We start from the raw sequence: 25432 nt of genomic DNA on the forward strand, positions 1-25432 counted from the left end.
CTGTTTTGATTTATGGTGAACGGGGTTAATGTGGCGCAGGCGGAAGTGTTGAATCTGGAATCAGGGGCCAAACAGGTTTTGCAGGAAACCTTTGGCTACCAACAGTTTCGCCCGGGCCAGGAAGCGATTATTGATACTGCGCTCTCCGGTCGCGACTGTCTGGTCGTCATGCCCACCGGCGGCGGCAAATCTCTGTGCTATCAAATCCCCGCGTTGTTGCTGGACGGATTGACCGTCGTCGTTTCGCCCCTAATCTCGTTGATGAAAGACCAGGTCGATCAGCTACTGGCGAACGGTGTGGCGGCGGCCTGTCTGAACTCCACTCAAAGCCGCGAGCAGCAGCTTGAGGTGATGGCGGGGTGCCGTACCGGACAGGTTCGTCTGCTGTATATTGCGCCGGAACGCCTGATGCTGGACAACTTTCTTGATCATCTGGCGCACTGGAATCCGGTATTGCTGGCGGTGGATGAAGCGCACTGTATTTCGCAATGGGGACATGATTTCCGTCCGGAATATGCGGCTCTCGGTCAGCTTCGCCAGCGTTTTCCCGCTTTGCCGTTTATGGCATTGACCGCCACCGCCGACGACACCACGCGCCAGGATATTATTCGTCTGCTTGGGCTTAACGATCCGTTAATCCAGATCAGTAGCTTTGACCGACCGAATATCCGCTACATGCTGATGGAGAAGTTTAAGCCGCTCGACCAGCTAATGCGCTATGTTCAGGAGCAACGCGGCAAATCGGGTATCATCTACTGCAACAGTCGGGCGAAAGTGGAAGATACCGCCGCGCGCTTGCAAAGTCGTGGCATTAGCGCGGCGGCCTATCATGCGGGGCTGGAAAACGCTATTCGCGCCGATGTGCAGGAAAAATTTCAGCGCGACGATCTGCAAATCGTGGTGGCGACCGTCGCTTTTGGAATGGGCATAAACAAACCTAACGTACGTTTCGTCGTGCATTTCGATATCCCGCGCAATATTGAATCCTACTATCAGGAAACGGGCCGCGCCGGGCGCGACGGACTGCCTGCGGAAGCCATGCTATTTTACGATCCGGCTGACATGGCCTGGCTACGTCGTTGTCTGGAAGAGAAACCAGCCGGACAGCTTCAGGATATTGAACGGCATAAACTGAATGCGATGGGCGCTTTTGCCGAAGCGCAAACCTGCCGCCGCCTGGTATTGCTTAATTACTTTGGCGAAGGCCGACAAGAACCGTGCGGCAACTGCGATATCTGTCTTGATCCGCCCAAACAATATGATGGCTTAAACGATGCCCAGATTGCGCTTTCTACCATTGGTCGGGTTAACCAGCGTTTTGGCATGGGCTACGTTGTCGAGGTGATCCGCGGCGCGAATAACCAACGCATCCGCGATTTCGGTCATGACAAACTCAAGGTTTATGGCATGGGGCGCGAAAAGAGCCATGAGCACTGGGTGAGCGTGATTCGCCAGCTCATTCATCTGGGGCTGGTAATGCAAAATATTGCGCAGCACTCTGCATTACAGTTGACGGATGCCGCGCGTCCGGTACTCCGTGGAGACGTTCCGCTAAAGCTTGCGGTGCCGCGCATCGTCGCCCTCAAACCCCGCGTGGTGCAGAAATCGTTCGGCGGTAATTACGATCGCAAATTGTTCGCTAAGTTGCGCAAGCTGCGTAAAGCTATCGCTGATGAAGAGAATATCCCGCCGTATGTGGTCTTTAACGACGCCACGCTGATAGAGATGGCGGAACAGATGCCGGTTTCCGCCAGCGAGATGTTAAGCGTTAACGGGGTTGGGATGCGCAAACTGGAGCGCTTCGGGAAAGAATTCATGGCGCTCATCCGCGCGCATGTCGATGGTGATGACGAAGAGTAGTCAGCCCGGCAAAAAAGTGCCAGGATGGTGACTCACTGAACTATTTCCCCGCGAGCCATTTTTATGATGATGCTATTTTTCACCGTGGCAATGGTGCACATTGTTGCGCTAATGAGCCCCGGCCCCGACTTTTTCTTCGTGTCTCAAACTGCTGTCAGCCGTTCGCGTAAAGAAGCGATGATGGGCGTACTGGGCATTACCTGCGGCGTGATGGTATGGGCGGGCGTGGCGCTGCTTGGCCTGCATCTCATCATCGAAAAAATGGCCTGGCTGCATACGATCATTATGGTAGGTGGCGGCCTGTACCTGTGCTGGATGGGCTATCAGATGCTGCGCGGCGCGCTGAAAAAACAGGATGCGGTGGCGTCTTCTCCGCATATTGAACTGGCGCAGAGCGGGCGCAGCTTTCTCAAAGGGCTGTTGACCAATCTGTCGAATCCGAAAGCGATTATCTATTTTGGTTCCGTTTTTTCACTGTTTGTCGGCGATAACGTCGGCGCTGCGGCGCGCTGGGGTATTTTCGCGTTAATCACCCTGGAAACACTGGCCTGGTTTACCGTAGTCGCCAGCCTGTTCGCGCTGCCGAAAATGCGCCGCGGCTATCAGCGTCTGGCGAAATGGATTGATGGCTTTGCCGGCGCTTTGTTTGCGGGCTTTGGTATTCACCTGATTATTTCGCGCTAATTTACCTCCGGGCCGGATAAACATCATCCGGCACGACTATCACGCGTGTCTTGCCGACGCCAGGAGCGCGCCTACCAGCATAAACAACGAACCAAACGCTTTATTCAGCGCCTTCATCTGCTTTGGTCCTTTAATCCAGGCGGCAATGCGCTGCGCCAGTGTGGCGTAACCGGTCATCACAATCATATCCACCACAATCGTGGTGACGCCGAGAATGAGGTACTGCGCCAGTTGCGGTTGCTGCGGCATGATGAATTGCGGAAACAGGGCGGCAAGAAAGACAATGCTTTTGGGATTGGTTAGATTGACAAATATCGCCCGTTTGAACAGTCGACCCCGCGATTGCGTCTGGGCGAGGGTATGCAGATCGATAGCGCCTGCGGCGCGCCATTGCTGGATACCCAGCCAGATAAGATAAGCCGCACCAGCCCATTTCAGAATTTCAAAAGCGATGAGCGAGCGCGAAAAGAGCGTACCCAGTCCGACGCCCACCAGTACGATATGTATCCCCAGCCCGGTCTGGAGTCCGGCGATAGAAGCCGCTGCGCCACGATATCCATGGTTGATAGACGTCGTCATGGTATTGATGGCGCCTGAACCCGGAGAAAGACTCAGCAGAGTTGAGGTCAGTAGATAGGCGAACCACCATTCAAAGGTCATGCGAAACTCCCTGGTTGTCTGTTTTTGTGCCACAATACGCTACTGCCGCTGTGTTGTGTCAGGCACGACGCAAAAAACGATTTTACCTGGTAAACGAGGCCGAAAACCCGATGTTTCAGCAGCAAAATGACTGGGAAACAAGAGAAAATGCGTTTGCCGCTTTTGCTATGGGGCCGCTGACCGATTTCTGGCGTCAGCGGGAAGAGGCGGAGTTTATCGGCGTGGGTAACATTCCGGTGCGCTTTGTCCGTTTTCGGAATGATTCTAACGATCGGACGATCGTCATTTGTCCTGGCCGCATTGAGAGTTATGTAAAATACGCTGAACTGGCGTATGACCTTTTTCATCTCGGTTTTGATATCTTCATCATCGACCACCGTGGTCAAGGGCGCTCCGGGCGGATGTTATCGGACCCGCATCGGGGTCATGTCGATCATTTTAACGATTATGTTGAGGACTTAGCGGCGTTCTGGCAGCAGGAAATTGAGCCGGGGCCGTGGCGTAAGCGTTATATCCTGGCGCACTCAATGGGGGGCGCGATAGCCACTCTGTTCCTGCAACGCCATCGTGTGCGGTGCGACGCTATTGCGCTCACCGCGCCGATGTTTGGTATTGTGATACGCTTGCCTTCCTTTATGGTGCGCCATATTCTCGACTGGGCCGAAGGGCACCAGCGTATCCGTGAAGATTACGCTATTGGTACCGGTCAGTGGCGGGCGTTGCCGTTTGGGATGAATGCGCTGACCCACAGCCGCCAGCGTTATCAGCGCAACTTACGATTTTATGCCGACGAGCCGCAGCTGCGCGTTGGCGGCCCCACCTGGCATTGGGTACGCGAAGGCATTCTGGCGGGTGAGCAGGTTCTGGCTGGGGCGAGCGATGACACGACGCCTACGCTACTGATTCAGGCGGAAGAAGAGCGGGTAGTGGATAACCGCACCCACGATCGTTTTTGTGAAATTCGCGCCGCGGCGGGATACCCTTGTGAAGGGGGAAAACCGCTGGTTATCAAAGGCGCGTACCATGAGATCCTTTTTGAAAAGGACGCCATGCGCTCAGTCGCGCTTAACGCCATTGTTGAATTTTTCAACAAGCCTAATTTATCCAGCGGAAATCGCTTTGCTTAGAGGTTAAATTTTATTATGTATCAGGTTGTTGCGTCTGATTTAGATGGCACGCTGCTCTCCCCCGACCATACGTTGTCCCCTTATGCCAAAGAGACTCTGAAGCTGTTGACCGCACGCGGCATCCATTTTGTCTTTGCCACTGGTCGTCATCATGTCGATGTAGGGCAAATCCGCGATAATCTTGAAATCAAGTCTTACATGATCACCTCCAACGGCGCGCGAGTGCACGATACCGACGGGAATTTGGTTTTTACGCATAATCTGGACAGCGACATTGCCAGAGACCTGTTCGGAGTGGTGAATGCGAACCCGGACATCGTGACTAACGTTTATCGCGACGACGAATGGTTTATGAATCGTCATCGCCCCGATGAAATGCGTTTTTTCAAAGAGGCGGTATTTAACTATTCGCTGTTTGAGCCTGCGCTGCTGGAGCCGGAGGGCGTCAGCAAAGTGTTTTTCACCAGCGACACTCATGAAAAGTTGTTGCCGCTGGAGCAGGCGATTAACGCGCGCTGGGGCGATCGGGTAAACGTGAGCTTCTCTACGCTAACCTGTCTGGAAGTGATGGCGGGCGGAGTGTCGAAAGGTCATGCGCTGGAAGCGGTCGCTCATGCGATGGGGTACAGCCTGAAAGAGTGTATCGCCTTTGGCGACGGAATGAACGACGCTGAAATGCTCACGATGGCGGGCAAAGGCTGCATCATGGGCAATGCGCACCAGCGTCTGAAAGACCTGTATCCCGAACTTGAGGTGATCGGCATCAACGCGGATAACGCCGTGCCGCATTACCTGCGCGATCTTTTCTTACGCTGATGTGATTGTTTGTTAGTTGACCAGTTGTCAACTTCACTCTCCGCTACAATGGGTGTTCCCTGTTTTAAGAGACATCCATTGTGGCGCTACTCATCATTACCACTATCCTGTGGGCTTTCTCCTTTAGTCTATTTGGCGAGTATCTTGCCGGGCATGTCGATAGCTATTTCGCGGTGCTGATACGCGTTGGGCTGGCGGCGCTCGTTTTTCTGCCGTTTTTGCGTTCTCGCGGGCACAACTTAAAAACCATCAGCCTGTATATGCTGGTGGGGGCGATGCAGCTTGGCATCATGTATATGTTGAGCTTCCATGCTTACCTCTACCTGACCGTATCCGAACTGCTGCTGTTTACCGTTCTGACGCCGCTCTATATCACGCTGATTTACGATGTGATGAGTCAGCGTCGTTTGCGCTGGGGCTATGCATTTAGCGCGTTGCTGGCGGTGATTGGCGCCGGGATTATTCGCTACGATCGCGTGACCGACCATTTTTGGGTCGGTTTGCTCCTGGTGCAGCTTTCTAATATCAGTTTCGCTATCGGAATGGTGGGGTATAAACGTCTGATGGAGACCCGTCCCATGCCGCAGCACAACGCCTTTGCGTGGTTCTATCTGGGGGCGTTTTTGGTGGCGGTGGTGGCGTGGTCGCTGTTGGGGAACGCGCAAAAGCTGCCGGAAACCACGCTGCAATGGAGCATTCTGGTGTTTCTCGGCGTGGTGGCGTCCGGCATTGGCTACTTTATGTGGAACTATGGCGCTACCCAGGTAGACGCCGGGACGCTGGGTATCATGAATAATATGCATGTTCCCGCAGGACTGCTGGTTAATCTTGCCATCTGGCATCAGCAGCCCCACTGGCCAAGCTTTATTACAGGCGCGGCTGTGATCCTGGCTTCGCTGTGGGTGCATCGAAAATGGGTCGCTCCGCGCTCCGCACAAACGGCAGATGATCGCAGGCGTGATCCCGCGTCGAGCGAATAAACGCCTCGGTCACCGCCTGACGCTGGTCGCCGTCGCGCACGGCGGCATACAGGCGGCTCCACAGACCATCGCCCAGGGTTTTGGTCACCACCAGACCCTGGCGCTCAACGCTTTCCACCACCCAGTGCGGCAGGGCGGCAATACCCATTCTGGCCGCCACCATCTGAATCAGCAGTAGCGTATTATCCACGCTTTTCAGCAGCGGACTGATACCCGCCGGTTGCAGGAAATGTCGCCAGACATCCAGTCGGCTGCGCTGCACCGGGTAAATCAACAGCGTTTCGCTGGCTAAATCTTCCGGCGTAATCTGCGTTTTGCTGGCCAGCGGATGGTCGGGCGCCAGCACCAGTCGGACTTCAAAATCAAACATCGGCGAATAATGCAGCCCGCTGCGCGGCAAAATATCCGACGTCATCACCAAATCCAGCTCGCCTTGTTGCAAGGCTGGTTGCGGATCAAAAGTGACGCCGGATGTGAAATCCATTTCTACCTGCGGCCAGCTTGCACGGAAGTTTTCCAGCGCCGGGGTCAGCCACTGAATACAGCTATGACATTCAATAGCGATGCGCAGACGAGTTTGCTGCGGTTCGTTGCACGCCTGCAGCGCACGGCTGATTTGCGGCAGCACCTGGTTTGCCAGTTGCAGCAGAACTTCCCCCTGCGGCGTAAAGCGCAGCGGCTGGCTTTTACGCACGAACAGGCGGAAGCCAAGGCGTTGTTCCAGATCGCTGAACTGATGAGACAGAGCGGATTGGGTCTGGTGCAGCACCGCCGCCGCGGCAGCCAGCGATCCACTATTCCGCAATGCCTGGAGTGTTTTCAGATGTTTAATTTCGATCATGAAAGTCCTTCACTTCGCCATGAACAAATTGCGCTTGAGGAATATACAGTACCTTTACATTATGGATGTGTAAACATCCAGACGTCTAAAACTCGTCATATTTCGACTTGCAGATGCGTTGGCTTCCTTGCTTACCCCAGTCACTTACTTCAGTAAGCTCCTGGGGATGCGCTGTGTCGCCGCCTTCCTGCAAGCCGAACTATTTAGAGTTTTACTTTCAGATTCAATAAAATAAGAGAGGAAGTAAAATGACAATATTGACTCACACCCTCGGTTTTCCTCGCGTTGGCCTGCGTCGCGAGTTGAAAAAAGCGCAAGAGAGCTACTGGGCGGGGAACTCAACGCGTGAAGCGTTACTGGCGGTGGGGCGCGAACTGCGCGCGCGTCACTGGGAGCAGCAGAAACAAGCGGGTATTGACCTGTTACCGGTAGGCGACTTTGCCTGGTACGACCATGTTCTGACCACCAGCCTGCTGTTAGGCAATGTGCCGGCTCGTCATCAGAACAACGACGGTTCCGTGGACATCGACACTCTGTTCCGCATTGGCCGCGGTCGCGCGCCAACCGGCGAACCGGCGGCGGCAGCGGAAATGACCAAATGGTTTAATACTAACTATCACTACATAGTACCGGAGTTCAGCAAAGGCCAGCAGTTCAGACTCACCTGGACACAGTTGCTGGAGGAAGTGGACGAAGCGCTGGCGCTGGGGCATAAGATCAAACCCGTACTGCTGGGGCCTGTCACGTATCTGTGGCTGGGTAAAGTGAAAGGCGAGCCGTTTGACCGCCTGACGTTGCTGAAAGACATTTTGCCAGTGTATCAGCACGTGCTGGCTGAACTGGCGAAGCGTGGTATTGAGTGGGTCCAAATTGATGAGCCAGCGCTGGTGCTGGAACTGCCGCAGGCGTGGCTGGATGCCTTCAAACCGGCTTACGACGCGCTCGCCGGCCAGGTGAAGCTGTTGCTGACGACCTATTTTGAAGGCGTGACGCCAAACCTGGACACTATTATCGCGCTACCGGTACAGGGGCTACATGTTGACCTCATTCATGGCAAAGATGATGTAGCGGAACTGCATCAACGTCTGCCGGTCGACTGGCTGCTTTCTGCAGGCTTGATTAACGGGCGTAATGTCTGGCGCGCCGATTTGACCGAAAAATATGCGCAGATTAATGCCATTGTGGGCAAACGCGCGCTGTGGGTAGCATCCTCCTGCTCTTTACTGCACAGCCCGATCGATCTCAGCGTTGAAACGCGTCTGGATACGGAAGTAAAAAGCTGGTTTGCCTTTGCGCTGCAAAAATGCGGTGAACTGGCGTTGCTGCGCGATGCGCTGAACAGCGGCGAAACGGCGGCGCTTGAGGAATGGAGCGCACCGATTCAGGCTCGTCGTCACTCCCGCCGCGTACATAATGCCGCGGTAGAAAAACGCCTGGCGGCGATCACTGCGCAGGACAGCCAGCGTGAGAATCCGTATGAGGTGCGCGCTGAAGCGCAACGCGCCCGCTTTAAACTTCCCGCCTGGCCGACGACGACTATCGGTTCGTTTCCGCAAACCACGGAAATTCGCGGTCTGCGTCTGGACTTCAAAAAGGGCAACCTCGACGCGAACCACTACCGCACCGGCATCGCCGAACATATCAAACAGGCTATCATTGAGCAGGAGCGTTTAGGGCTGGATGTGCTGGTACACGGCGAAGCCGAGCGAAACGACATGGTGGAATACTTCGGCGAGCATCTGGACGGCTTCGTCTTTACCCAGAATGGTTGGGTGCAAAGCTATGGCTCCCGCTGTGTGAAACCGCCGGTAGTGATTGGCGATATCAGCCGTCCGGCACCGATTACCGTGGAGTGGGCGAAATATGCCCAGTCGCTGACCGACAAGCCGGTAAAAGGGATGTTGACTGGCCCGGTGACTATTCTTTGCTGGTCATTCCCCCGCGAAGACGTGACCCGCGAAACGATTGCGAAACAGATTGCGCTGGCGCTGCGTGATGAAGTCGCGGATCTGGAGGCGGCGGGGATTGGGATTATTCAGATCGACGAACCGGCGCTGCGCGAAGGTCTACCGCTGCGTCGCAGCGACTGGGACGCCTATCTGGAATGGGGTGTGGAAGCCTTCCGCATCAACGCGGCGGTGGCGAAGGATGAAACCCAGATCCACACCCACATGTGTTACTGCGAGTTCAACGACATTATGGATTCGATCGCCGCGCTGGATGCGGATGTGATCACCATTGAGACCTCCCGCTCGGATATGGAGTTGCTGGAGTCGTTCGAAGCGTTCGACTACCCGAACGAAATCGGGCCGGGCGTGTACGATATTCACTCGCCGAACGTGCCGAGCGTCGAGTGGATTGAAGCCCTGCTGAAGAAGGCGGCACAGCGTATTCCGGCACAACGCCTGTGGGTGAATCCGGACTGCGGTCTGAAAACTCGCGGTTGGCCGGAAACCCGCGCGGCGTTAGCGAATATGGTCAAAGCGGCGCACAATCTGCGTCAGGCGAAATAACCCATCCTGGCCGCTGCGTTTATCCGACAGCAATGCGGCGCTACCTTTTGACGGGTAGCGCCCGTGTCTGACCTGATTAACAGCGCCTCTTTCTTCTCATTTCCCTTTTTCTTATTTTCCGCGCTGTCTTTTTCAGGATCTGGCTATTTGGCGATCTTGATAATAAAAAGGTTCTCCGTATGAATGACAACCAGGCGGATAGCGTCCCCGGAAGCAGCGCGGCGGATTTTATTGCCTCGCAGATCGTTTTTCCTGTCATGATCGCCCAGCGCTCTCATAGCACAAAACGAGGTTTTCCATTCTGTTATGTTCCCTGGCGACGATAAACGTCGCATTGTCTCATGGCGCTGGTGAACCTTATTTTTTAACGGAGATGTCTGACATGGCGGTAGCAGGTTGTCACGTAATGGCCAAACCCGGCGGCGCGATCTGCAATATTGATTGCACATATTGCTTCTATCTTGAAAAAGAGGCGCTGTACCCGGAACGCAATAAAAACTGGCGAATGTCGGACGAGACGCTGGAACAGTTTATACGCCAGCATATTGTCGCGCAGAGTGGTGACCGCATTGACTTTGCCTGGCAGGGCGGCGAACCGACCATGATGGGGCTACCGTTTTTCCGCCGGGTTGTCGCATTATGTGAAAAGTACGGCGATGGGCGAAAAATCACTCATGCGTTGCAGACGAACGGCATCCTGGTGAATGACGAGTGGGCGCGCTTTTTCGCTGAACAGCATTTTCTCATCGGTCTCTCTATCGACGGCCCGGCGTCGTTACACAACCACTATCGGCTTAATCGCGCTGGAAAAGGAACTCATGAACAGGTCGTCGCAGCAATGGCGCGGCTTAAAGCGCACCATGTCGACTTTAATACCTTAACCGTCGTGGGAAAACATAACGTCGGTCATGCAGCAGACGTCTACGAATTTCTTCTGGCGGCGGGATCGCGTTTTATTCAGTTTATCCCGCTGGTAGAGCGAATGAGCACCGATAACTCATCGGTACTTAATCTGGTGATGCCCGGCGAAAGCGCGGCGACGCTGGCGCCATGGACGGTACCGTCGTGGCAATATGGCGAATTTCTCAACCAGATCTTTGATATCTGGGTTCGTCGCGACGTAGACCGCGTCTATGTGCAGATGTTTGACGTGGCGTTAGCCGCCTGGACGGCGCAGCAGCCGGTACTGTGTGTACATTCCGAGACTTGTGGACATGCCTTCGCGTTGGAGTCGAACGGCGATCTCTACAACTGCGACCACTTTGTCTACCCGGAGCATCTGCTGGGGAATATCCACCAGCACAGCATCAAAGCCTTAAATAATAGCGAGCGGGCTATTGCGTTTGGCGAAGCCAAGCGGGAGACCCTGACCGCCGATTGTCGTCGCTGTGACTACCGCTTTGCGTGTCATGGCGGCTGTCCGAAGCATCGCTTTGCCGTCTCGCCGTCTGGTCATCCTGCGCATAATTACTTGTGTGCGGGCTATAAGCATTTTTTCCAGCACGTTACGCCGTATATGAATGTCTGGCGGGAGCTGCTGGCGCAAGGCTATCCGATGGCATCGATCATGCGCTGGCTGGCGCAGGACGCGCGTAAAGACACAGGAGCCGTCAGTCGTAACCATCTCTGTCCCTGCGGCAGCGGCAAAAAATATAAAAAATGCTGTGGTAAAGCATAGCTAACGTGGCGATGACGCTTTGTTGAGCCTATACCGACTCCGGTCTCGTAGGCCCAACAAACATCGTAATGCGCTGTGGTTAGCCTTTTTTCCCGCCGTACTGAGCGAACCATTCCAGCATTCTTTGCCAGCCGTCTTTCGCCGAGGCTTCGTGGTATCCCGGACGATAATCGGCATTAAACGCGTGCCCTGCATCGGGATAGACCACGATTTCCGCCTTCGCATTAGCGGCGCGTAGCGCCTGACGCATGGTTTCCACGCTCTCCTGTGGAATACTGGTATCCTGCCCGCCGTATAAACCCAGCACCGGCGCGTTAAGATCGGTGGCGATATCAACGGGATGCTTCGGCGAATTGAGTGACGTGTCGCCCACCAGCTTGCCGTACCACGCTACCGCTGCTTTTAACTGTGGGTTGTGCGCGGCGTATAGCCAGGTAATCCGGCCTCCCCAACAAAAACCGGTGATCATCAGCCGATGCGCATCCCCGCCGTTGCGCGAAGCCCAACTGGCGACGTGATCCAGGTCGGCAAGGACTTGCGAATCGGGTACTTTAGCCACCAGCCCGCTCAATAATGTGGGTATATCGGCGAAATCATTGGGGTCGCCTTCGCGGAAATAGAGTTCCGGCGCGATAGCGAGATAGCCTTCCAGCGCCAGTCGTCGGCAAATATCGCGAATGTGTTCATGTACGCCAAAAATTTCCTGTACCACAATGACCACAGGCAATGCGCCGTCGCTCGCTTTTGGTCTGGCGTAATAGGCGGGCATATCGTCGCCCTGAGAGGGGATCGACGTTATCCCCGCGCTAATGGCCCCATCAGGCGTATGAATCATCGTAGGGGCAAGTGGGGAGGCTGCAGGTGCAAAGCCGGATGGATGTGTCGTTGTCATGGTATTCTCCGTACCCTTAAAAAATAGCGCAATCTTAACTATAGACAGTGTGTAACAAACCACATTGCCTTAAAGCGGCTATCTTTTGTGCAATGCCTGGCGATATTGATTATTTATTGTGATGTGAATCACTTTTTAATGGTAAACGAGTGCAATTGTTTTACACCATAGTGATGGCTGTCACGAAAATATCTTTATGCCTTAGGTAAAGTGTCTTTTTGCTTCTTCTGACAAACCCGATTCACAGAGGAGTTTTATATGTCCAAGTCTGATGTTTTTCATCTCGGCCTCACCAAAAACGATTTACAAGGGGCCCAGCTCGCCATCGTCCCTGGCGATCCTGAGCGTGTGGAAAAGATCGCCGCGCTGATGGATAAGCCGGTTAAGCTGGCATCTCACCGCGAATTCACCTCCTGGCGCGCTGAGCTGGATGGCAAAGCAGTTATCGTTTGCTCTACCGGTATCGGCGGCCCGTCTACTTCTATTGCCGTGGAAGAACTGGCGCAACTGGGTATTCGTACCTTCTTGCGTATCGGCACCACGGGGGCTATTCAGCCGCACATCAACGTCGGCGACGTTCTGGTAACGACCGCATCCGTACGTCTGGATGGGGCGAGCCTGCATTTTGCGCCGATGGAATTCCCGGCGGTTGCCGACTTTGCCTGCACCACCGCGCTGGTTGAAGCCGCGAAATCGATTGGCGCCACGACTCACGTTGGCGTAACCGCCTCTTCCGACACTTTCTATCCGGGTCAGGAACGTTACGACACCTATTCTGGCCGCGTTGTTCGTCGCTTCAAAGGTTCTATGGAAGAGTGGCAGGCGATGGGCGTGATGAACTACGAAATGGAATCCGCTACGCTGTTAACCATGTGCGCAAGCCAGGGTTTACGCGCAGGTATGGTGGCGGGCGTTATCGTTAACCGTACCCAACAAGAGATTCCGAATGCGGAAACGATGAAACAAACTGAAAGCCACGCGGTGAAAATCGTCGTGGAAGCGGCCCGTCGTCTGCTGTAATTCTCCTCTCTTTTGCAAAGGCCGACGCGTTCGGCCTTTTCTTTTTGCGTGGCGCCTCGCAGGAAATTCCTTTTAAACTGGACGTTTATACAGCACAATTCTATTTTGTGCAGGACAGTGTGGTTCCAGGAGAGGTGTTGTGGATATTACTCTTATGATAAGCGCCGTCGTGGCGCTGGCGGCTGGGGCGGTGATTGGCTGGCTGGCGACGAAAGCGCACGCCGATCAAATCCGCGCCGATCTTATCGAAGAACGGCGTGAGCTGGATATCGAACTTAGCGCGGCCCGGCAGCAATTAGCGCAAGAAGCGCACTGGCGTAGTGAATGCGAGTTACTTAATAACGAACTGCGTAGCCTGCACAGTATCAATACCTCTCTGGAAGCCGATCTGCGTGAAGTCACGACCCGTCTGGAAGCGACTCAACAACACGCGGAAGACAAAATCCGTCAGATGATCAACAGCGAACAGCGTTTAAGCGAGCAGTTTGAAAATCTGGCGAACCGTATCTTTGAACACAGTAATCGTCGCGTAGACGAACAAAACCGACAAAGCCTGAATAGCCTGCTAACGCCGCTGCGTGAGCAACTGGACGGTTTTCGCCGCCAGGTTCAGGAGAGTTTTGGCAAAGAAGCGCAGGAGCGGCATACGCTGGCGCACGAAATTCGTAATTTGCAGCAGCTTAACGCGCAAATGGCGCAGGAAGCGATCAACCTGACGCGCGCCCTGAAAGGGGACAATAAGGCGCAAGGAAACTGGGGCGAAGTTGTGCTGGCGCGGGTGCTGGAGGCATCCGGACTGCGTGAAGGCTACGAATACGAAACCCAGGTCAGTATTGAGAACGATGCGCGCTCGCGGATGCAGCCGGATGTCATCGTCCGCTTGCCGCAGGGCAAAGATGTGGTCATCGACGCTAAAATGACGTTGGTCGCCTACGAGCGTTACTTTAACGCTGAAGATGACTACACGCGCGAGGCCGCTTTACAAGAGCACATCGCCTCGGTGCGCAATCATATTCGCTTACTGGGGCGTAAAGACTACCAGCAGCTTCCCGGCCTCCGCTCGCTGGACTATGTTCTGATGTTTATCCCCGTAGAACCCGCTTTCCTGCTGGCGTTAGATAAACAGCCCGAACTGATAACCGAGGCGCTAAAAAATAACATTATGCTGGTAAGCCCCACGACGCTGCTGGTGGCGTTACGGACAATCGCCAACCTGTGGCGCTATGAACACCAGAGCCGCAATGCGCAGCACATCGCAGACAGAGCCAGTAAGCTCTACGATAAAATGCGGTTGTTCGTTGATGATATGTCAGCGATCGGTCAGAGTCTGGATAAAGCGCAGGATAACTACCGCCAGGCGATGAAAAAACTTGCGTCGGGGCGTGGCAACGTTTTGGCGCAGGCAGAGGCCTTCCGGGGGCTAGGCGTGGAAATCAAACGCGAGATTAATCCGGATTTAGCGGAACAGGCCGTTACGCAAGATGAAGAATATCGTTTACGATCGATCCCTGAAGGGCGGCAGGATGAACATTATCCCAATGATGAACGGGTGAAGCAGCAGTTAAGTTAACCCATACGGAGTAGTTTAGTCCTGGCGCAGAGTAGGGCAAATTGGCCCAATCTGTTACACTTCTTGAACATTTTTATCGATAAGCAGGCACTGAGATGGTGGAAGATTCACAAGAAACGACGCACTTTGGCTTTCAGACCGTCGCTAAAGAGCAGAAAGCTGACATGGTGGCCCACGTTTTTCATTCTGTGGCGTCAAAATACGATGTGATGAATGATTTAATGTCATTTGGCATTCATCGTTTGTGGAAGCGCTTCACCATTGATTGCAGTGGCGTGCGTCGTGGACAAACCGTTCTCGATTTAGCGGGCGGTACGGGCGATCTTACCGCGAAATTTTCACGTATGGTCGGGGAAACTGGCAAAGTTATCCTGGCGGATATTAATGATTCTATGCTCAAAATGGGGCGTGAGAAGCTGCGTAATATCGGCGTGATCGGCAACGTAGAGTATGTGCAGGCGAATGCCGAAGCTCTGCCTTTCCCTGATAATACGTTTGATTGCATTACCATTTCGTTTGGTTTGCGCAATGTAACGGAAAAAGAAAAAGCGCTGCGGTCAATGTTCCGTGTGTTGAAACCCGGAGGACGTTTACTGGTGCTTGAATTTTCCAAGCCTATCATTGAGCCGCTGAGTAAAGCGTATGACGCCTATTCTTTCCATATTTTACCGCGTATTGGCTCGATGGTCGCGAACGATGCGGATAGCTATCGGTATCTCGCGGAATCCATCCGTATGCATCCCGATCAGGATACCTTAAAAGCCATGATGCAGGACGCCGGATTTGAGAGCGTGGATTATTACAATCTGACGGCGGGCGTTGTGGCATTGCACCGTGGTTATAAATTCTAGGAGGGTGGAATGCCTTTTAAACCCTTAGTGACCGCAGGAATTGAAGGTCTCCTCAATGCGTTTCTGTATCGTTCGCCAGCGCTGAAATCAGCCAGAACGCGCTTACAGGGAAAAGTACTGTGTGTGAAGCTAAAGGGATTTTCGACGCCATTAGTCCTGGTATTCAGCGAACGCCAGGTTGATGTGCTGGGGGCATGGGAAGGCGAAGCGGACTGTACGGTAATCACTCAAGCTAGCGTTTTGCCAAAACTACGCGATCGTCAGCAGTTGGCCGCGCTTATTCGCAGCGGCGAACTGGAAGTGCAGGGCGATATTCAGGTCGTGCAAAATTTTGTGGCGCTCGCCGATCTCGCCGAATTCGATCCTGCGGAGCTGTTGGCGCCATACACGGGTGATATTGCGGCGGAAAGTATCGGTAAGGTCGTGCGTGGCGGGGCTAAATTCCTGCGCCACGGGTTTCAACGCCAGCAGCGTTATGCCGCTGAAGCGATCACTGAAGAGTGGCGTATGGCGCCTGGCCCGCTGGAAGTCGCATGGTTTGCCGAAGAAACCGCGGCTGTTGAGCGCGCCGTAGATGCTCTGACCACACGGCTGGAAAAACTGGAGGCCAAATGACGCCAGGTGAAGTACGGCGCCTATATTTCATCATCCGCACGTTTTTAAGCTACGGCCTTGATGAACTCATCCCCCGAATGCGTCTTACACTGCCACTCCGATTATGGCGCTATTCGCTGTTCTGGATGCCAAACCGGCATAAAGATAAATTGCTGGGTGAACGATTAAGACTGGCGTTGCAAGAGCTGGGACCGGTCTGGATCAAATTTGGTCAGATGCTCTCCACACGCCGTGACCTGTTCCCGCCGCAAATCGCCGATCAGCTCGCTTTGCTCCAGGATAAAGTCGCGCCATTCGATGGTCGGCTGGCGAAAGCCCAGATTGAAGAGGCGATGGGGGGGCTACCTGTCGAAGCCTGGTTTGACGACTTTGATATCCAGCCTTTAGCGTCGGCGTCAATCGCCCAGGTACATACCGCGCGATTGAAATCAAACGGTAAAGAAGTGGTTATTAAGGTCATTCGCCCGGATATTTTGCCGGTAATTCAGGCAGACCTGAAACTGATTTATCGCCTTGCTCGCTGGGTACCACGCCTGTTGCCGGATGGGCGTCGTCTGCGCCCGACGGAAGTGGTGCGTGAGTATGAGAAAACGCTGATCGATGAGCTGAATCTGCTGCGGGAATCGGCCAACGCGATTCAGTTACGCCGCAATTTTGAAAATAGTCCCATGCTGTATATCCCGGAGGTGTACTCCGATTACTGTAGCCAGAACATGATGGTGATGGAGCGGATATACGGCATTCCGGTTTCGGATGTGGCGGCGCTGGAAAAGAACGGCACCAACATGAAACTGCTGGCGGAACGCGGGGTTAAAGTTTTCTTCACCCAGGTTTTCCGCGACAGCTTTTTCCATGCGGACATGCATCCGGGAAATATTTTTGTCAGCCATGAACACCCTGAAAATCCGCAATATATCGGCATTGACTGCGGTATCGTCGGGTCGCTAAACAAAGAAGATAAGCGCTATCTGGCAGAAAACTTTATCGCGTTTTTTAACCGCGATTACCGAAAGGTGGCGGAGCTGCATGTCGATTCAGGTTGGGTTCCGCCAGATACCAACGTTGAAGATTTTGAGTTTGCCATCCGCACCGTCTGTGAACCTATCTTTGAAAAGCCGCTCGCGGAAATCTCGTTTGGTCATGTGTTGTTAAACCTTTTCAATACAGCGCGTCGATTTAACATGGAAGTCCAGCCGCAACTGGTGTTGTTGCAGAAAACATTATTGTATGTTGAAGGGGTTGGGCGGCAACTTTATCCTCAGCTTGATTTGTGGAAAACGGCGAAGCCGTTTCTTGAGTCCTGGATCAAAGATCAGGTGGGTATTCCGGCTCTCACGCGGGCTCTTAAAGAAAAAGCGCCGTTCTGGGTCGAAAAAATGCCAGAAATACCTGAACTGGTGTACGACAGTTTGCGCCAGGGCAAATATTTACAGCACAGTGTTGATAAGATTGCGCGCGAGTTACAGGTAAACCATGTGCGCCAAAGTCAGTCTCGTTATTTATTGGGAATTGGCGCAACGCTGTTACTGAGCGGGTCATTCTTACTCGTCAACCGCCCTGAATGGGGATTGATGCCTGGCTGGCTCATGGTCGGCGGCGTAGTTGTCTGGCTGGTTGGCTGGCGTAAAACTCGTTGAGATTTTTTTATCGCTCAACGCCGGTTGTGTCACGCAGGTACATATTATCACTCGAGGCAGTACTCAGGCCGCAAGTCAATGTCGTCCCGGTCGTATGTAAAAGTATGTGAATAGGGCGGGCGAAAGCGGTTAACAAAGAGGCAGCGCGAAGGATAATGTGTATAATGCGGCCCTAATAATTCATCATCTATCACAGAGGAACATGTATGGGTGGTATCAGTATTTGGCAGTTGTTGATTGTTGCCGTTATCGTCGTACTGCTGTTCGGCACCAAAAAACTCGGTTCCATCGGTTCCGATCTTGGCGCGTCTATCAAAGGCTTTAAAAAGGCCATGAGCGATGATGATGCCAAACAGGATAAAACCAGTCAGGACGCTGATTTTACCGCTAAATCTATCGCGGATAAGCAAGGCGAAGCGAAAAAGGAAGACGCTAAAAGCCAAGATAAAGAGCAGGTATAATCCGTGTTTGATATCGGTTTTAGCGAACTGCTGTTAGTGTTCGTTATCGGCCTCATTGTGTTGGGGCCGCAACGATTGCCAGTAGCGGTAAAAACGGTAGCGGGCTGGATTCGCGCGTTGCGATCCCTTGCGACAACGGTTCAGAATGAACTGACTCAGGAACTGAAACTTCAGGAGTTCCAGGACAGTCTGAAAAAAGTCGAAAAGGCGAGCCTGGAAAATCTGACTCCCGAACTGAAAGCCTCTATGGATGAACTGCGTCAGGCGGCGGAGTCGATGAAACGCACCTACAGCGCTAACGATCCCGAACAAGCGAGCGATGAAGCGCATACCATCCATAATCCGGTGGTAAAAGGGAACGAAACGCAGCATGAGGGCGTCACCCCTGCCGCCGCTGAAACACAGGTGAGCGCGCCGGAACAAAAGCCGGAGCCCGTTAAAGATAACGTGCCTGAGTCGACGGAAACCGCTTCCGTAGCCACGATAGACGCCGAGAAGAAATCCGCTGCGCCTGTTGTCGAATCTTCCCCCTCGTCGAGTGATAAACCGTAAACATGGCTGTAGAAGATACTCAACCGCTTATCACGCATCTGATCGAGTTGCGTAAGCGCCTGCTAAACTGCATCGTCGCAGTACTTCTGATTTTTCTGGCGTTAATTTATTTCGCCAATGATATTTATCATTTAGTCGCCGCACCGCTGATTAAACAGATGCCGCAAGGGGCGACAATGATTGCGACGGATGTGGCGTCGCCGTTTTTTACGCCTATCAAACTCACCTTCATGGTGTCTTTGATCTTATCCGCGCCTGTCATTTTGTACCAGGTTTGGGCCTTTATCGCCCCGGCGCTATATAAGCATGAGCGTCGTCTGGTCGTACCGCTGCTGGTATCCAGCTCGCTGCTTTTCTACATTGGTATGGCCTTCGCCTATTTTGTCGTATTCCCTTTGGCCTTTGGTTTCCTGACGCATACGGCGCCGGAAGGGGTACAGGTTTCGACAGATATCGCCAGCTATCTTAGCTTTGTCATGGCGCTTTTTATGGCCTTTGGAGTAGCCTTTGAAGTGCCGGTGGCGATTGTGTTGCTGTGCTGGATGGGCATCACCACGCCAGAAGATTTGCGTAAAAAACGGCCTTATATCCTGGTCGGGGCATTCATTGTGGGAATGCTGCTTACGCCGCCAGATGTTTTCTCGCAAACGTTGCTGGCGATACCGATGTACTGCCTGTTTGAAATTGGCGTTTTCTGCTCACGCTTTTATGTCGGTAAGCGACGGACGCGCGACGAAGATAACGAGGCCGAAACCGAAAAGGCCGAGCACACTGAAGACTAAACACAACCGCCCGCCAGGGCGGTTGTCATATGGGGGCAAGCATGTTTGATATTGGCGTTAATTTAACCAGTAGCCAGTTTGCAAAAGATCGTGATGATGTGGTCGCCCGTGCGTTTGCGGCGGGAGTAAAAGGTATGCTACTGACCGGAACGAACATCCATGAAAGCCAGCAGGCGTTAAAACTGGCGCGGCGCTACCCCCATTGTTGGTCGACGGCTGGCGTCCATCCCCATGACAGCAGTCAGTGGTCATCCGCGTCTGAAGACGCCATTATTGCGCTGGCGAACCAGCCGGAAGTCGTCGCTATCGGTGAGTGCGGGCTGGATTTCAATCGCAATTTTTCCACGCCGCAGGAGCAGGAGCGTGCCTTTCAGGCGCAGCTACAAATTGCCGCCGAATTGCAGATGCCAATCTTTATGCACTGCCGGGACGCGCATGAGCGATTTCTGGCATTGCTTGATCCCTGGCTGGATAGTCTTCCTGGTGCAATACTGCACTGCTTTACCGGTTCACGCCAGCAAATGCAGGCCTGTGTGGACAGAGGGCTCTATATCGGTATTACCGGGTGGGTTTGCGACGAACGACGCGGGCTTGAGCTACGTGAACTCTTACCGTTTATTCCAGCGGAAAAGCTACTGATAGAAACCGACGCGCCGTATCTGTTGCCTCGCGATCTTACGCCGAAACCAACGTCACGACGCAACGAGCCCGCGTATCTGCCTCACATCCTGGAGCGCATTGCGCTATGGCGTGGTGAAGATCCGCAATGGTTAGCGGCGATGACAGATGCCAACGCCAGAACCTTATTTGAGGTCGTATTCTGAACGATCGCTAAATCTTGCGAAAACCGGTGTTTTTTACGCTCTGCTTCACTTCTTTATTGAGTAAATTAAGCAGTAACATCGAACGCGTTTCGCCATCCGGTTCGGTAAAAATCGCTTTCAGCCCTTCAAATGCGCCTTCCGTGATGATGACGCTATCGCCGGGATAGGGGGTTTCAGGATCGACAACGCCTTCGGGCTTGTAGATAGAAAGCTGATGAATAACGCTGGAAGGCACGATCGCAGGATGCGCGCCAAAGCGCACAAAATGGCTGACGCCGCGCGTGGCGTTGATTGTAGTGGTATGTATCACTTCCGGATCAAATTCAACGAACAGATAATTAGGAAAGAGCGGTTCGCTGACGGAGGTACGTTTTCCGCGTACCATTTTTTCCAGGGTGATCATCGGTGTCAGGCAACTTACCGCTTGTCTTTCGAGGTGTTCCTGAGCACGCTGAAGTTGCCCGCGTTTGCAGTACAGTAAATACCAGGATTGCATAATGACTCTTATCCGCTTGTTCGGGGCGCAAGCATAGCAAAAGCCATGCGCGAAGTTAATTATACACTTCATCCTTTAAGCCGTATCTGGATTAGCGTTGGTTGCCAGAGTTCACGCTAATTTAACAAAAATACAGCATCCCGATGATGAACGCCGTATAATGATGCGCTTACCAAGAGGCTACAATGGACGCCATGAAATATCACGATTTACGCGACTTCCTGACGCTACTTGAGCAGCAGGGGGAACTAAAACGCATCACGCTACCTGTGGATCCTCATCTGGAAATCACGGAAATCGCTGACCGCACGCTGCGTGCCGGTGGACCGGCGTTGCTGTTTGAAAATCCTAAAGGTTACGCCATGCCGGTGCTGTGCAACCTTTTTGGCACGCCAAAACGCGTGGCGATGGGCATGGGGCAGGATGATGTTTCCGCATTACGGGAAGTGGGTAAATTATTAGCGTTTCTGAAAGAACCTGAGCCGCCGAAAGGCTTTCGCGATCTGTTTGACAAGCTGCCGCAGTTTAAGCAAGTGCTGAATATGCCGACGAAACGGTTACGCGGCGCGCCTTGCCAGCAGAAAATCGCGTCTGGCGATGATGTCGATTTAACGCGTCTTCCTGTCATGACCTGTTGGCCGGACGACGCCGCGCCGCTGATTACCTGGGGACTGACGGTAACGCGTGGTCCGCACAAAGAGCGGCAAAACCTGGGCATTTATCGTCAGCAGTTGATAGGTAAAAATAAGCTGATTATGCGCTGGCTGTCTCATCGCGGCGGCGCGCTGGATTTTCAGGAGTGGTTAGCCGCGCGTCCGGGTGAACGTTTCCCGGTCTCCGTCGCATTGGGCGCCGATCCGGCGACGATTCTTGGCGCCGTGACTCCTGTTCCCGATACTCTGTCGGAGTATGCCTTTGCGGGCTTGCTGCGCGGCACGAAAACTGAAGTGGTTAAATGCCTTTCTAACGATCTGGAAGTGCCTGCCAGCGCCGAGATTATCCTTGAAGGTTACATTGAGCCGGGAGAGATGGCGCCGGAAGGACCGTATGGCGATCATACGGGCTATTATAATGAAGTGGATAACTTTCCGGTCTTTACCGTCACGCATATTACGCAGCGTGAGGATGCCATCTATCACTCCACCTATACCGGGCGTCCGCCCGATGAGCCTGCGGTATTAGGGGTGGCGCTCAATGAAGTCTTCGTGCCTATTCTGCAAAAACAGTTTCCGGAAATCGTCGACTTTTATCTGCCGCCGGAAGGGTGTTCTTACCGCCTGGCGGTAGTGACGATGAAAAAGCAGTACGCTGGTCATGCGAAACGCGTCATGATGGGCGTCTGGTCGTTTTTGCGCCAGTTTATGTATACGAAATTTGTTATCGTTTGCGATGATGACGTTAACGCACGCGACTGGAATGATGTGATCTGGGCGATTACCACCCGTATGGACCCTGCGCGGGATACGGTGCTGGTTGAAAATACGCCGATTGACTACCTGGATTTTGCCTCGCCGGTCTCCGGGCTGGGTTCAAAAATGGGGCTGGATGCCACAAACAAATGGCCGGGCGAAACCCAACGCGAGTGGGGTCGTCCTATTGTTAAAGATCCTGAAGTTACCGCGCGTATTGATGCGATTTGGGATGAGCTGGCTATCTTTAAATAACTGAAAGCGGACATCGACATTTCAGGCTGTGGCGACTCGGCTTGAAAAATGTCGGTATTGACCCGACACCCGACAGAGGGAGCGCATGACAACCTTAAGCTGTAAAGTGACCTCGGTAGAAGCTATCACCGATACCGTATATCGGGTTCGTTTAGTGCCGGACGCGGCGTTTTCATTCCGCGCTGGTCAGTATTTGATGGTCGTAATGGACGAGCGTGACAAACGCCCGTTTTCGATGGCCTCAACGCCGGACGAGAAAGGGTTTATTGAATTACACATTGGCGCTTCCGAGCTCAATCTGTATGCGATGGCGGTCATGGATCGGATTCTAAAAGACCGGGAAATCGTCGTCGATATTCCGCATGGCGACGCCTGGCTACGTGATGATGAAGAGCGTCCGTTGATTCTGATCGCGGGCGGCACGGGCTTTTCTTATGTGCGCTCCATCCTGTTGACGGCGTTAGCGCGCAACCCGGCCCGTGATGTTACCATTTACTGGGGCGGTCGCGAAGAAAAGCACCTCTATGATCTCTCTGAGCTGGAAGCACTCTCTGTTAACCATCCGAATTTGCGTATTGAACCTGTTGTCGAGCAGCCGGAAGAAGGCTGGCGTGGACGTACAGGAACGGTACTTACGGCGGTATTGCAGGATTATGGTACGCTGGCGGGGCACGATATTTATATTGCCGGACGTTTTGAGATGGCGAAGATCGCCCGCGATCTGTTCTGTCATGAGCGTAACGCGCGGGAAGATCGTCTGTTTGGCGATGCGTTCGCATTTATTTAACTATTTTATGGGACGCAGTAGCGTCCCTTTTTACGTTAGCCTACCTAAAAGTCCTCTTAAATATTAATTAATCGTCAACTATAAAACCTTATGATATTGAATATCTACAGGCTTTGTATTGCGTGTAATAAATTAAGTAATATTATGTCCTGAGGCTATCAATAAAAATAGTTAATTATATATGCTTCATTTATTTTTATAAAAGAAACATAAAATGGAAAGTTAGTTATTTATTTATAAGATGGAGAGTGTTATGAAATTTAAATATGCTTTAACTTCTCTCGCATTATCTGTTGCAATTTTGTCATCAGTACCTTCTACTGCTTTCGCCATCGGCGGCGCCAGCGGCGCTAAAGTGGACTATCAGGTCCAGGGAAAAATTGGCGAAGTTGTTATGAACCCCTATGATATCGCGCCGCTAACCGCCGTTATTCGTAATGGCGGTTACCAGTTACGTGACGTGCATGTACGGATTGTCCCCAAAGAAAATGGCCAGGAGATCGCGTATAAAGTTAATAATAAATACCTTTTAACGTATGGCGGTATTCCCGTCTTTGGTCTTTACCCGGATTATGTCAATACCGTTGAAGTTGAATATACAAGAATCCAGGGTAGTAAAACCGAAAATATAAAAGAAAGCTATAAAATGTATGCACCGCCTGCCTATATTGAATCAGCGGGTACAAAAGAAGAACAATCAGCACTCTTTACTATCGATGTTAAAAAGGTTTCCCCAGAATTTAAAGATCGCTTGTATCTTTTGAATAATACGAAAGATAAGTCTGGGAATGGAACGCGTACTGTCTGGAACAACCCTACTGGGGGTGCATTAGAATGGAACTTCACTACAGCTAACGCTATTATCGACACCTCCGGTGATATTCGTTGGTTTATGAATCCAAGTTCAATTTATGATTTAAAGTCAATTTATCGTGCTGGCGTTATGATGGGCTTTAAACAAAACCAGGATGGCGCACTATCGTGGGGCTACGGTCAGCGTTATGTGAAATACGATATCATGGGGCGTGAAATCTTTAACCGCCGCCTGCCGGATAATTATAACGATTTTTCACACTCAATGGATAACGCGGCCAACGGTCACTACTTCCTGCGTGTAGCCAGCTCTAACTATAAACGTCCTGATGGAAAAAATGTTCGTACCGTGCGTGATGTGATTGCCGAAGTTGATCAGAACGGCGTGGTAGTGGATGAATGGCGTCTGTTTGATATCCTCGATCCTTATCGTGATGTGATAATGAAAACCCTCGATCAGGGCGCTGTGTGCCTGAATATCGACGCCAGCCAGTCCGGCCATACGTTGAGCGAAGAAGATCTGGCGGCGCTGGACTCCTCCGACAAATTCGGGGATATCGTGGGTAGTGGGGCTGGCCGCAACTGGGCGCATGTCAACAGCGTCGACTATGACAGTGAAGATGATTCCATCATCATCAGCTCCCGCCACCAGAGTGCGATTATCAAAATCGGCCGCGATAAGAAAGTGAAGTGGATACTGGGTACGCCTGCTGGCTGGAAAGCGCCATTTAATGCCGCAATTCTGACGCCAGTGGATAGCAAAGGCCAAAAAATCGCCTGCCAGGACAGTGGCTGCGAGGGTGACTTCGACTGGACATGGACGCAACATACGGCCTTTAAAATTGATAGTAAGAGTAAAGGCGATATCTTATACCTTTCCGCTTTCGACAATGGCGATGGCCGCGGCTTAGAACAGCCTGCTATGCAGAGTATGAAATACAGCCGCTCCGTGATTTACAAAATCGACCAGAAAAACAAGACAGTCCAACAGATCTGGCAATACGGTAAAGAGCGCGGGAACGAGTGGTTTAGCCCGGTAACCTCTATCACCGAGTACCAGACTGACAAGAATTCTGTGTTCGTGTATTCCGCAACAGCAGGTGGTGCGTTTGATTTGTCGGTAGGCGCATTTACCAGCTTGCCTAATCCGTATCTGGAAGAGTTCAAATGGGGAGAAAAAGAGCCTGTGGTCGAAATGCAAATACATGGTGCGCGTGGATATCAGGCTATGCCATTTAGCCTGACCAAAGCGCTTACTGAGTAGAGCGGGCCATACGGTGAAAAAACCCGCCCCTGACGGGCGGGAAAA

Annotated in this window: 23 protein-coding genes; 19 read left to right on the forward strand and 4 right to left on the reverse strand. The window is 52.7% G+C overall.

The genetic code is table 11. The features are described 5' to 3' along the window. The first annotated feature begins 30 nt into the window (after positions 1-30). Positions 31-1860: an ATP-dependent DNA helicase RecQ gene (recQ, locus tag ACLJPE_RS21770; protein WP_039514528.1), complete on the forward strand. Its 1830-nt coding sequence runs from the start codon at positions 31-33 to the stop codon at positions 1858-1860. A gap of 63 nt (positions 1861-1923) precedes the next feature. Next, positions 1924-2544 carry a threonine export protein RhtC gene (gene rhtC / locus ACLJPE_RS21775; RefSeq protein WP_039514522.1) on the forward strand — a complete coding sequence of 207 codons (621 nt, stop codon included), beginning with the start codon at positions 1924-1926 and terminating at the stop codon, positions 2542-2544. Positions 2545-2583: 39 nt separating this feature from the next. Here rhtC and rhtB read toward each other — a convergent pair whose 3' ends face one another. Continuing rightward, entirely contained in the window at positions 2584-3204 is a 621-nt protein-coding gene (rhtB, locus tag ACLJPE_RS21780; RefSeq protein ID WP_000142520.1) for a homoserine/homoserine lactone efflux protein, read from the reverse strand. Positions 3205-3314: 110 nt separating this feature from the next. Between rhtB and pldB the strand changes: the two genes are divergently transcribed. From pldB to ACLJPE_RS21795, 3 genes are all read left to right on the forward strand, one after another. Continuing rightward, a complete protein-coding gene (gene pldB, locus ACLJPE_RS21785; protein WP_000487685.1) occupies positions 3315-4331 on the forward strand; it encodes a lysophospholipase L2 in 1017 nt (338 codons plus the stop codon). 15 nt (positions 4332-4346) lie between these two features. Further along, a complete protein-coding gene (gene yigL / locus ACLJPE_RS21790; RefSeq protein WP_000285334.1) occupies positions 4347-5147 on the forward strand; it encodes a sugar/pyridoxal phosphate phosphatase YigL in 801 nt (266 codons plus the stop codon). An 80-nt stretch (positions 5148-5227) separates the two neighbouring features. After that, on the forward strand, positions 5228-6127 hold the full coding sequence (locus tag ACLJPE_RS21795; RefSeq protein ID WP_001196255.1) for a carboxylate/amino acid/amine transporter: 900 nt from the start codon (positions 5228-5230) through the stop codon (positions 6125-6127). Here the strand turns inward: ACLJPE_RS21795 and metR are convergent. Beyond that, positions 6015-6968, reverse strand: a complete 954-nt coding sequence (metR, locus tag ACLJPE_RS21800) for an HTH-type transcriptional regulator MetR (protein ID WP_000569786.1) — start codon at positions 6966-6968, stop codon at positions 6015-6017. The two genes, ACLJPE_RS21795 and metR, sit on opposite strands and share 113 nt — an antisense overlap. Positions 6969-7216: 248 nt before the next feature. Here metR and metE point away from each other — a divergent pair, with 248 nt between their 5' ends. Together metE and ACLJPE_RS21810 are read left to right on the forward strand one after the other, a co-directional pair. Continuing rightward, positions 7217-9481, forward strand: a complete 2265-nt coding sequence (gene metE / locus ACLJPE_RS21805; protein ID WP_000154178.1) for a 5-methyltetrahydropteroyltriglutamate--homocysteine S-methyltransferase — start codon at positions 7217-7219, stop codon at positions 9479-9481. 334 nt (positions 9482-9815) lie between these two features. Continuing rightward, complete coding sequence (locus ACLJPE_RS21810; protein ID WP_023377101.1) at positions 9816-11159, forward strand: anaerobic sulfatase maturase; 1344 nt, start codon at positions 9816-9818, stop codon at positions 11157-11159. 79 nt (positions 11160-11238) lie between these two features. On the opposite strand, the gene ACLJPE_RS21815 is transcribed toward ACLJPE_RS21810, so the two are convergent. After that, entirely contained in the window at positions 11239-12051 is an 813-nt protein-coding gene (locus tag ACLJPE_RS21815; protein WP_000213959.1) for a dienelactone hydrolase family protein, read from the reverse strand. Positions 12052-12309: 258 nt separating this feature from the next. Between ACLJPE_RS21815 and udp the strand changes: the two genes are divergently transcribed. The 9 genes from udp (at position 12310) to tatD (ending at position 20363) form a co-directional block, all read left to right on the forward strand. Next, positions 12310-13071, forward strand: a complete 762-nt coding sequence (gene udp, locus ACLJPE_RS21820; RefSeq protein WP_000045169.1) for a uridine phosphorylase — start codon at positions 12310-12312, stop codon at positions 13069-13071. 139 nt (positions 13072-13210) lie between these two features. After that, entirely contained in the window at positions 13211-14641 is a 1431-nt protein-coding gene (gene rmuC, locus ACLJPE_RS21825) for a DNA recombination protein RmuC (protein WP_000355562.1), read from the forward strand. A gap of 95 nt (positions 14642-14736) precedes the next feature. Then, positions 14737-15492, forward strand: coding sequence for a bifunctional demethylmenaquinone methyltransferase/2-methoxy-6-polyprenyl-1,4-benzoquinol methylase UbiE (gene ubiE / locus ACLJPE_RS21830; RefSeq protein WP_000229009.1), 756 nt, complete (start codon positions 14737-14739; stop codon positions 15490-15492). Between the two features lie 9 nt (positions 15493-15501). Then, entirely contained in the window at positions 15502-16107 is a 606-nt protein-coding gene (gene ubiJ / locus ACLJPE_RS21835; RefSeq protein WP_023212417.1) for a ubiquinone biosynthesis protein UbiJ, read from the forward strand. Continuing rightward, positions 16104-17744 carry a ubiquinone biosynthesis regulatory protein kinase UbiB gene (gene ubiB, locus ACLJPE_RS21840; protein ID WP_000187559.1) on the forward strand — a complete coding sequence of 547 codons (1641 nt, stop codon included), beginning with the start codon at positions 16104-16106 and terminating at the stop codon, positions 17742-17744. The genes ubiJ and ubiB overlap by 4 nt, the downstream gene beginning before the upstream one ends. A 206-nt stretch (positions 17745-17950) precedes the next feature. Next, on the forward strand, positions 17951-18205 hold the full coding sequence (gene tatA / locus ACLJPE_RS21845) for a Sec-independent protein translocase subunit TatA (protein WP_000508972.1): 255 nt from the start codon (positions 17951-17953) through the stop codon (positions 18203-18205). A 3-nt stretch (positions 18206-18208) separates the two neighbouring features. Then, positions 18209-18757, forward strand: coding sequence for a Sec-independent protein translocase protein TatB (gene tatB, locus ACLJPE_RS21850; RefSeq protein ID WP_000459615.1), 549 nt, complete (start codon positions 18209-18211; stop codon positions 18755-18757). A 2-nt stretch (positions 18758-18759) separates the two neighbouring features. After that, positions 18760-19539, forward strand: coding sequence for a Sec-independent protein translocase subunit TatC (gene tatC / locus ACLJPE_RS21855; RefSeq protein WP_000257554.1), 780 nt, complete (start codon positions 18760-18762; stop codon positions 19537-19539). Positions 19540-19580: 41 nt separating this feature from the next. Beyond that, positions 19581-20363, forward strand: coding sequence for a 3'-5' ssDNA/RNA exonuclease TatD (gene tatD, locus ACLJPE_RS21860; RefSeq protein WP_000459642.1), 783 nt, complete (start codon positions 19581-19583; stop codon positions 20361-20363). Positions 20364-20370: 7 nt separating this feature from the next. Here tatD and rfaH read toward each other — a convergent pair whose 3' ends face one another. Next, positions 20371-20859 (reverse strand): transcription/translation regulatory transformer protein RfaH, encoded by a 489-nt coding sequence (rfaH, locus tag ACLJPE_RS21865; protein WP_001192410.1) that lies wholly within the window; start codon positions 20857-20859, stop codon positions 20371-20373. 185 nt (positions 20860-21044) lie between these two features. Here rfaH and ubiD point away from each other — a divergent pair, with 185 nt between their 5' ends. From ubiD to ACLJPE_RS21880, 3 genes are all read left to right on the forward strand, one after another. Further along, on the forward strand, positions 21045-22523 hold the full coding sequence (gene ubiD / locus ACLJPE_RS21870) for a 4-hydroxy-3-polyprenylbenzoate decarboxylase (RefSeq protein ID WP_000339760.1): 1479 nt from the start codon (positions 21045-21047) through the stop codon (positions 22521-22523). Positions 22524-22608: 85 nt separating this feature from the next. Further along, a complete protein-coding gene (gene fre / locus ACLJPE_RS21875; RefSeq protein WP_000209831.1) occupies positions 22609-23310 on the forward strand; it encodes an NAD(P)H-flavin reductase in 702 nt (233 codons plus the stop codon). Positions 23311-23563: 253 nt separating this feature from the next. Further along, a complete protein-coding gene (locus tag ACLJPE_RS21880) occupies positions 23564-25387 on the forward strand; it encodes an aryl-sulfate sulfotransferase (RefSeq protein WP_000669888.1) in 1824 nt (607 codons plus the stop codon). The last annotated feature ends 45 nt before the right edge of the window (positions 25388-25432 follow it).

Origin of the sequence: Salmonella sp. SAL04196 (assembly GCF_046550835.1) — a bacterium.
Lineage (GTDB): Bacteria > Pseudomonadota > Gammaproteobacteria > Enterobacterales > Enterobacteriaceae > Salmonella > Salmonella enterica.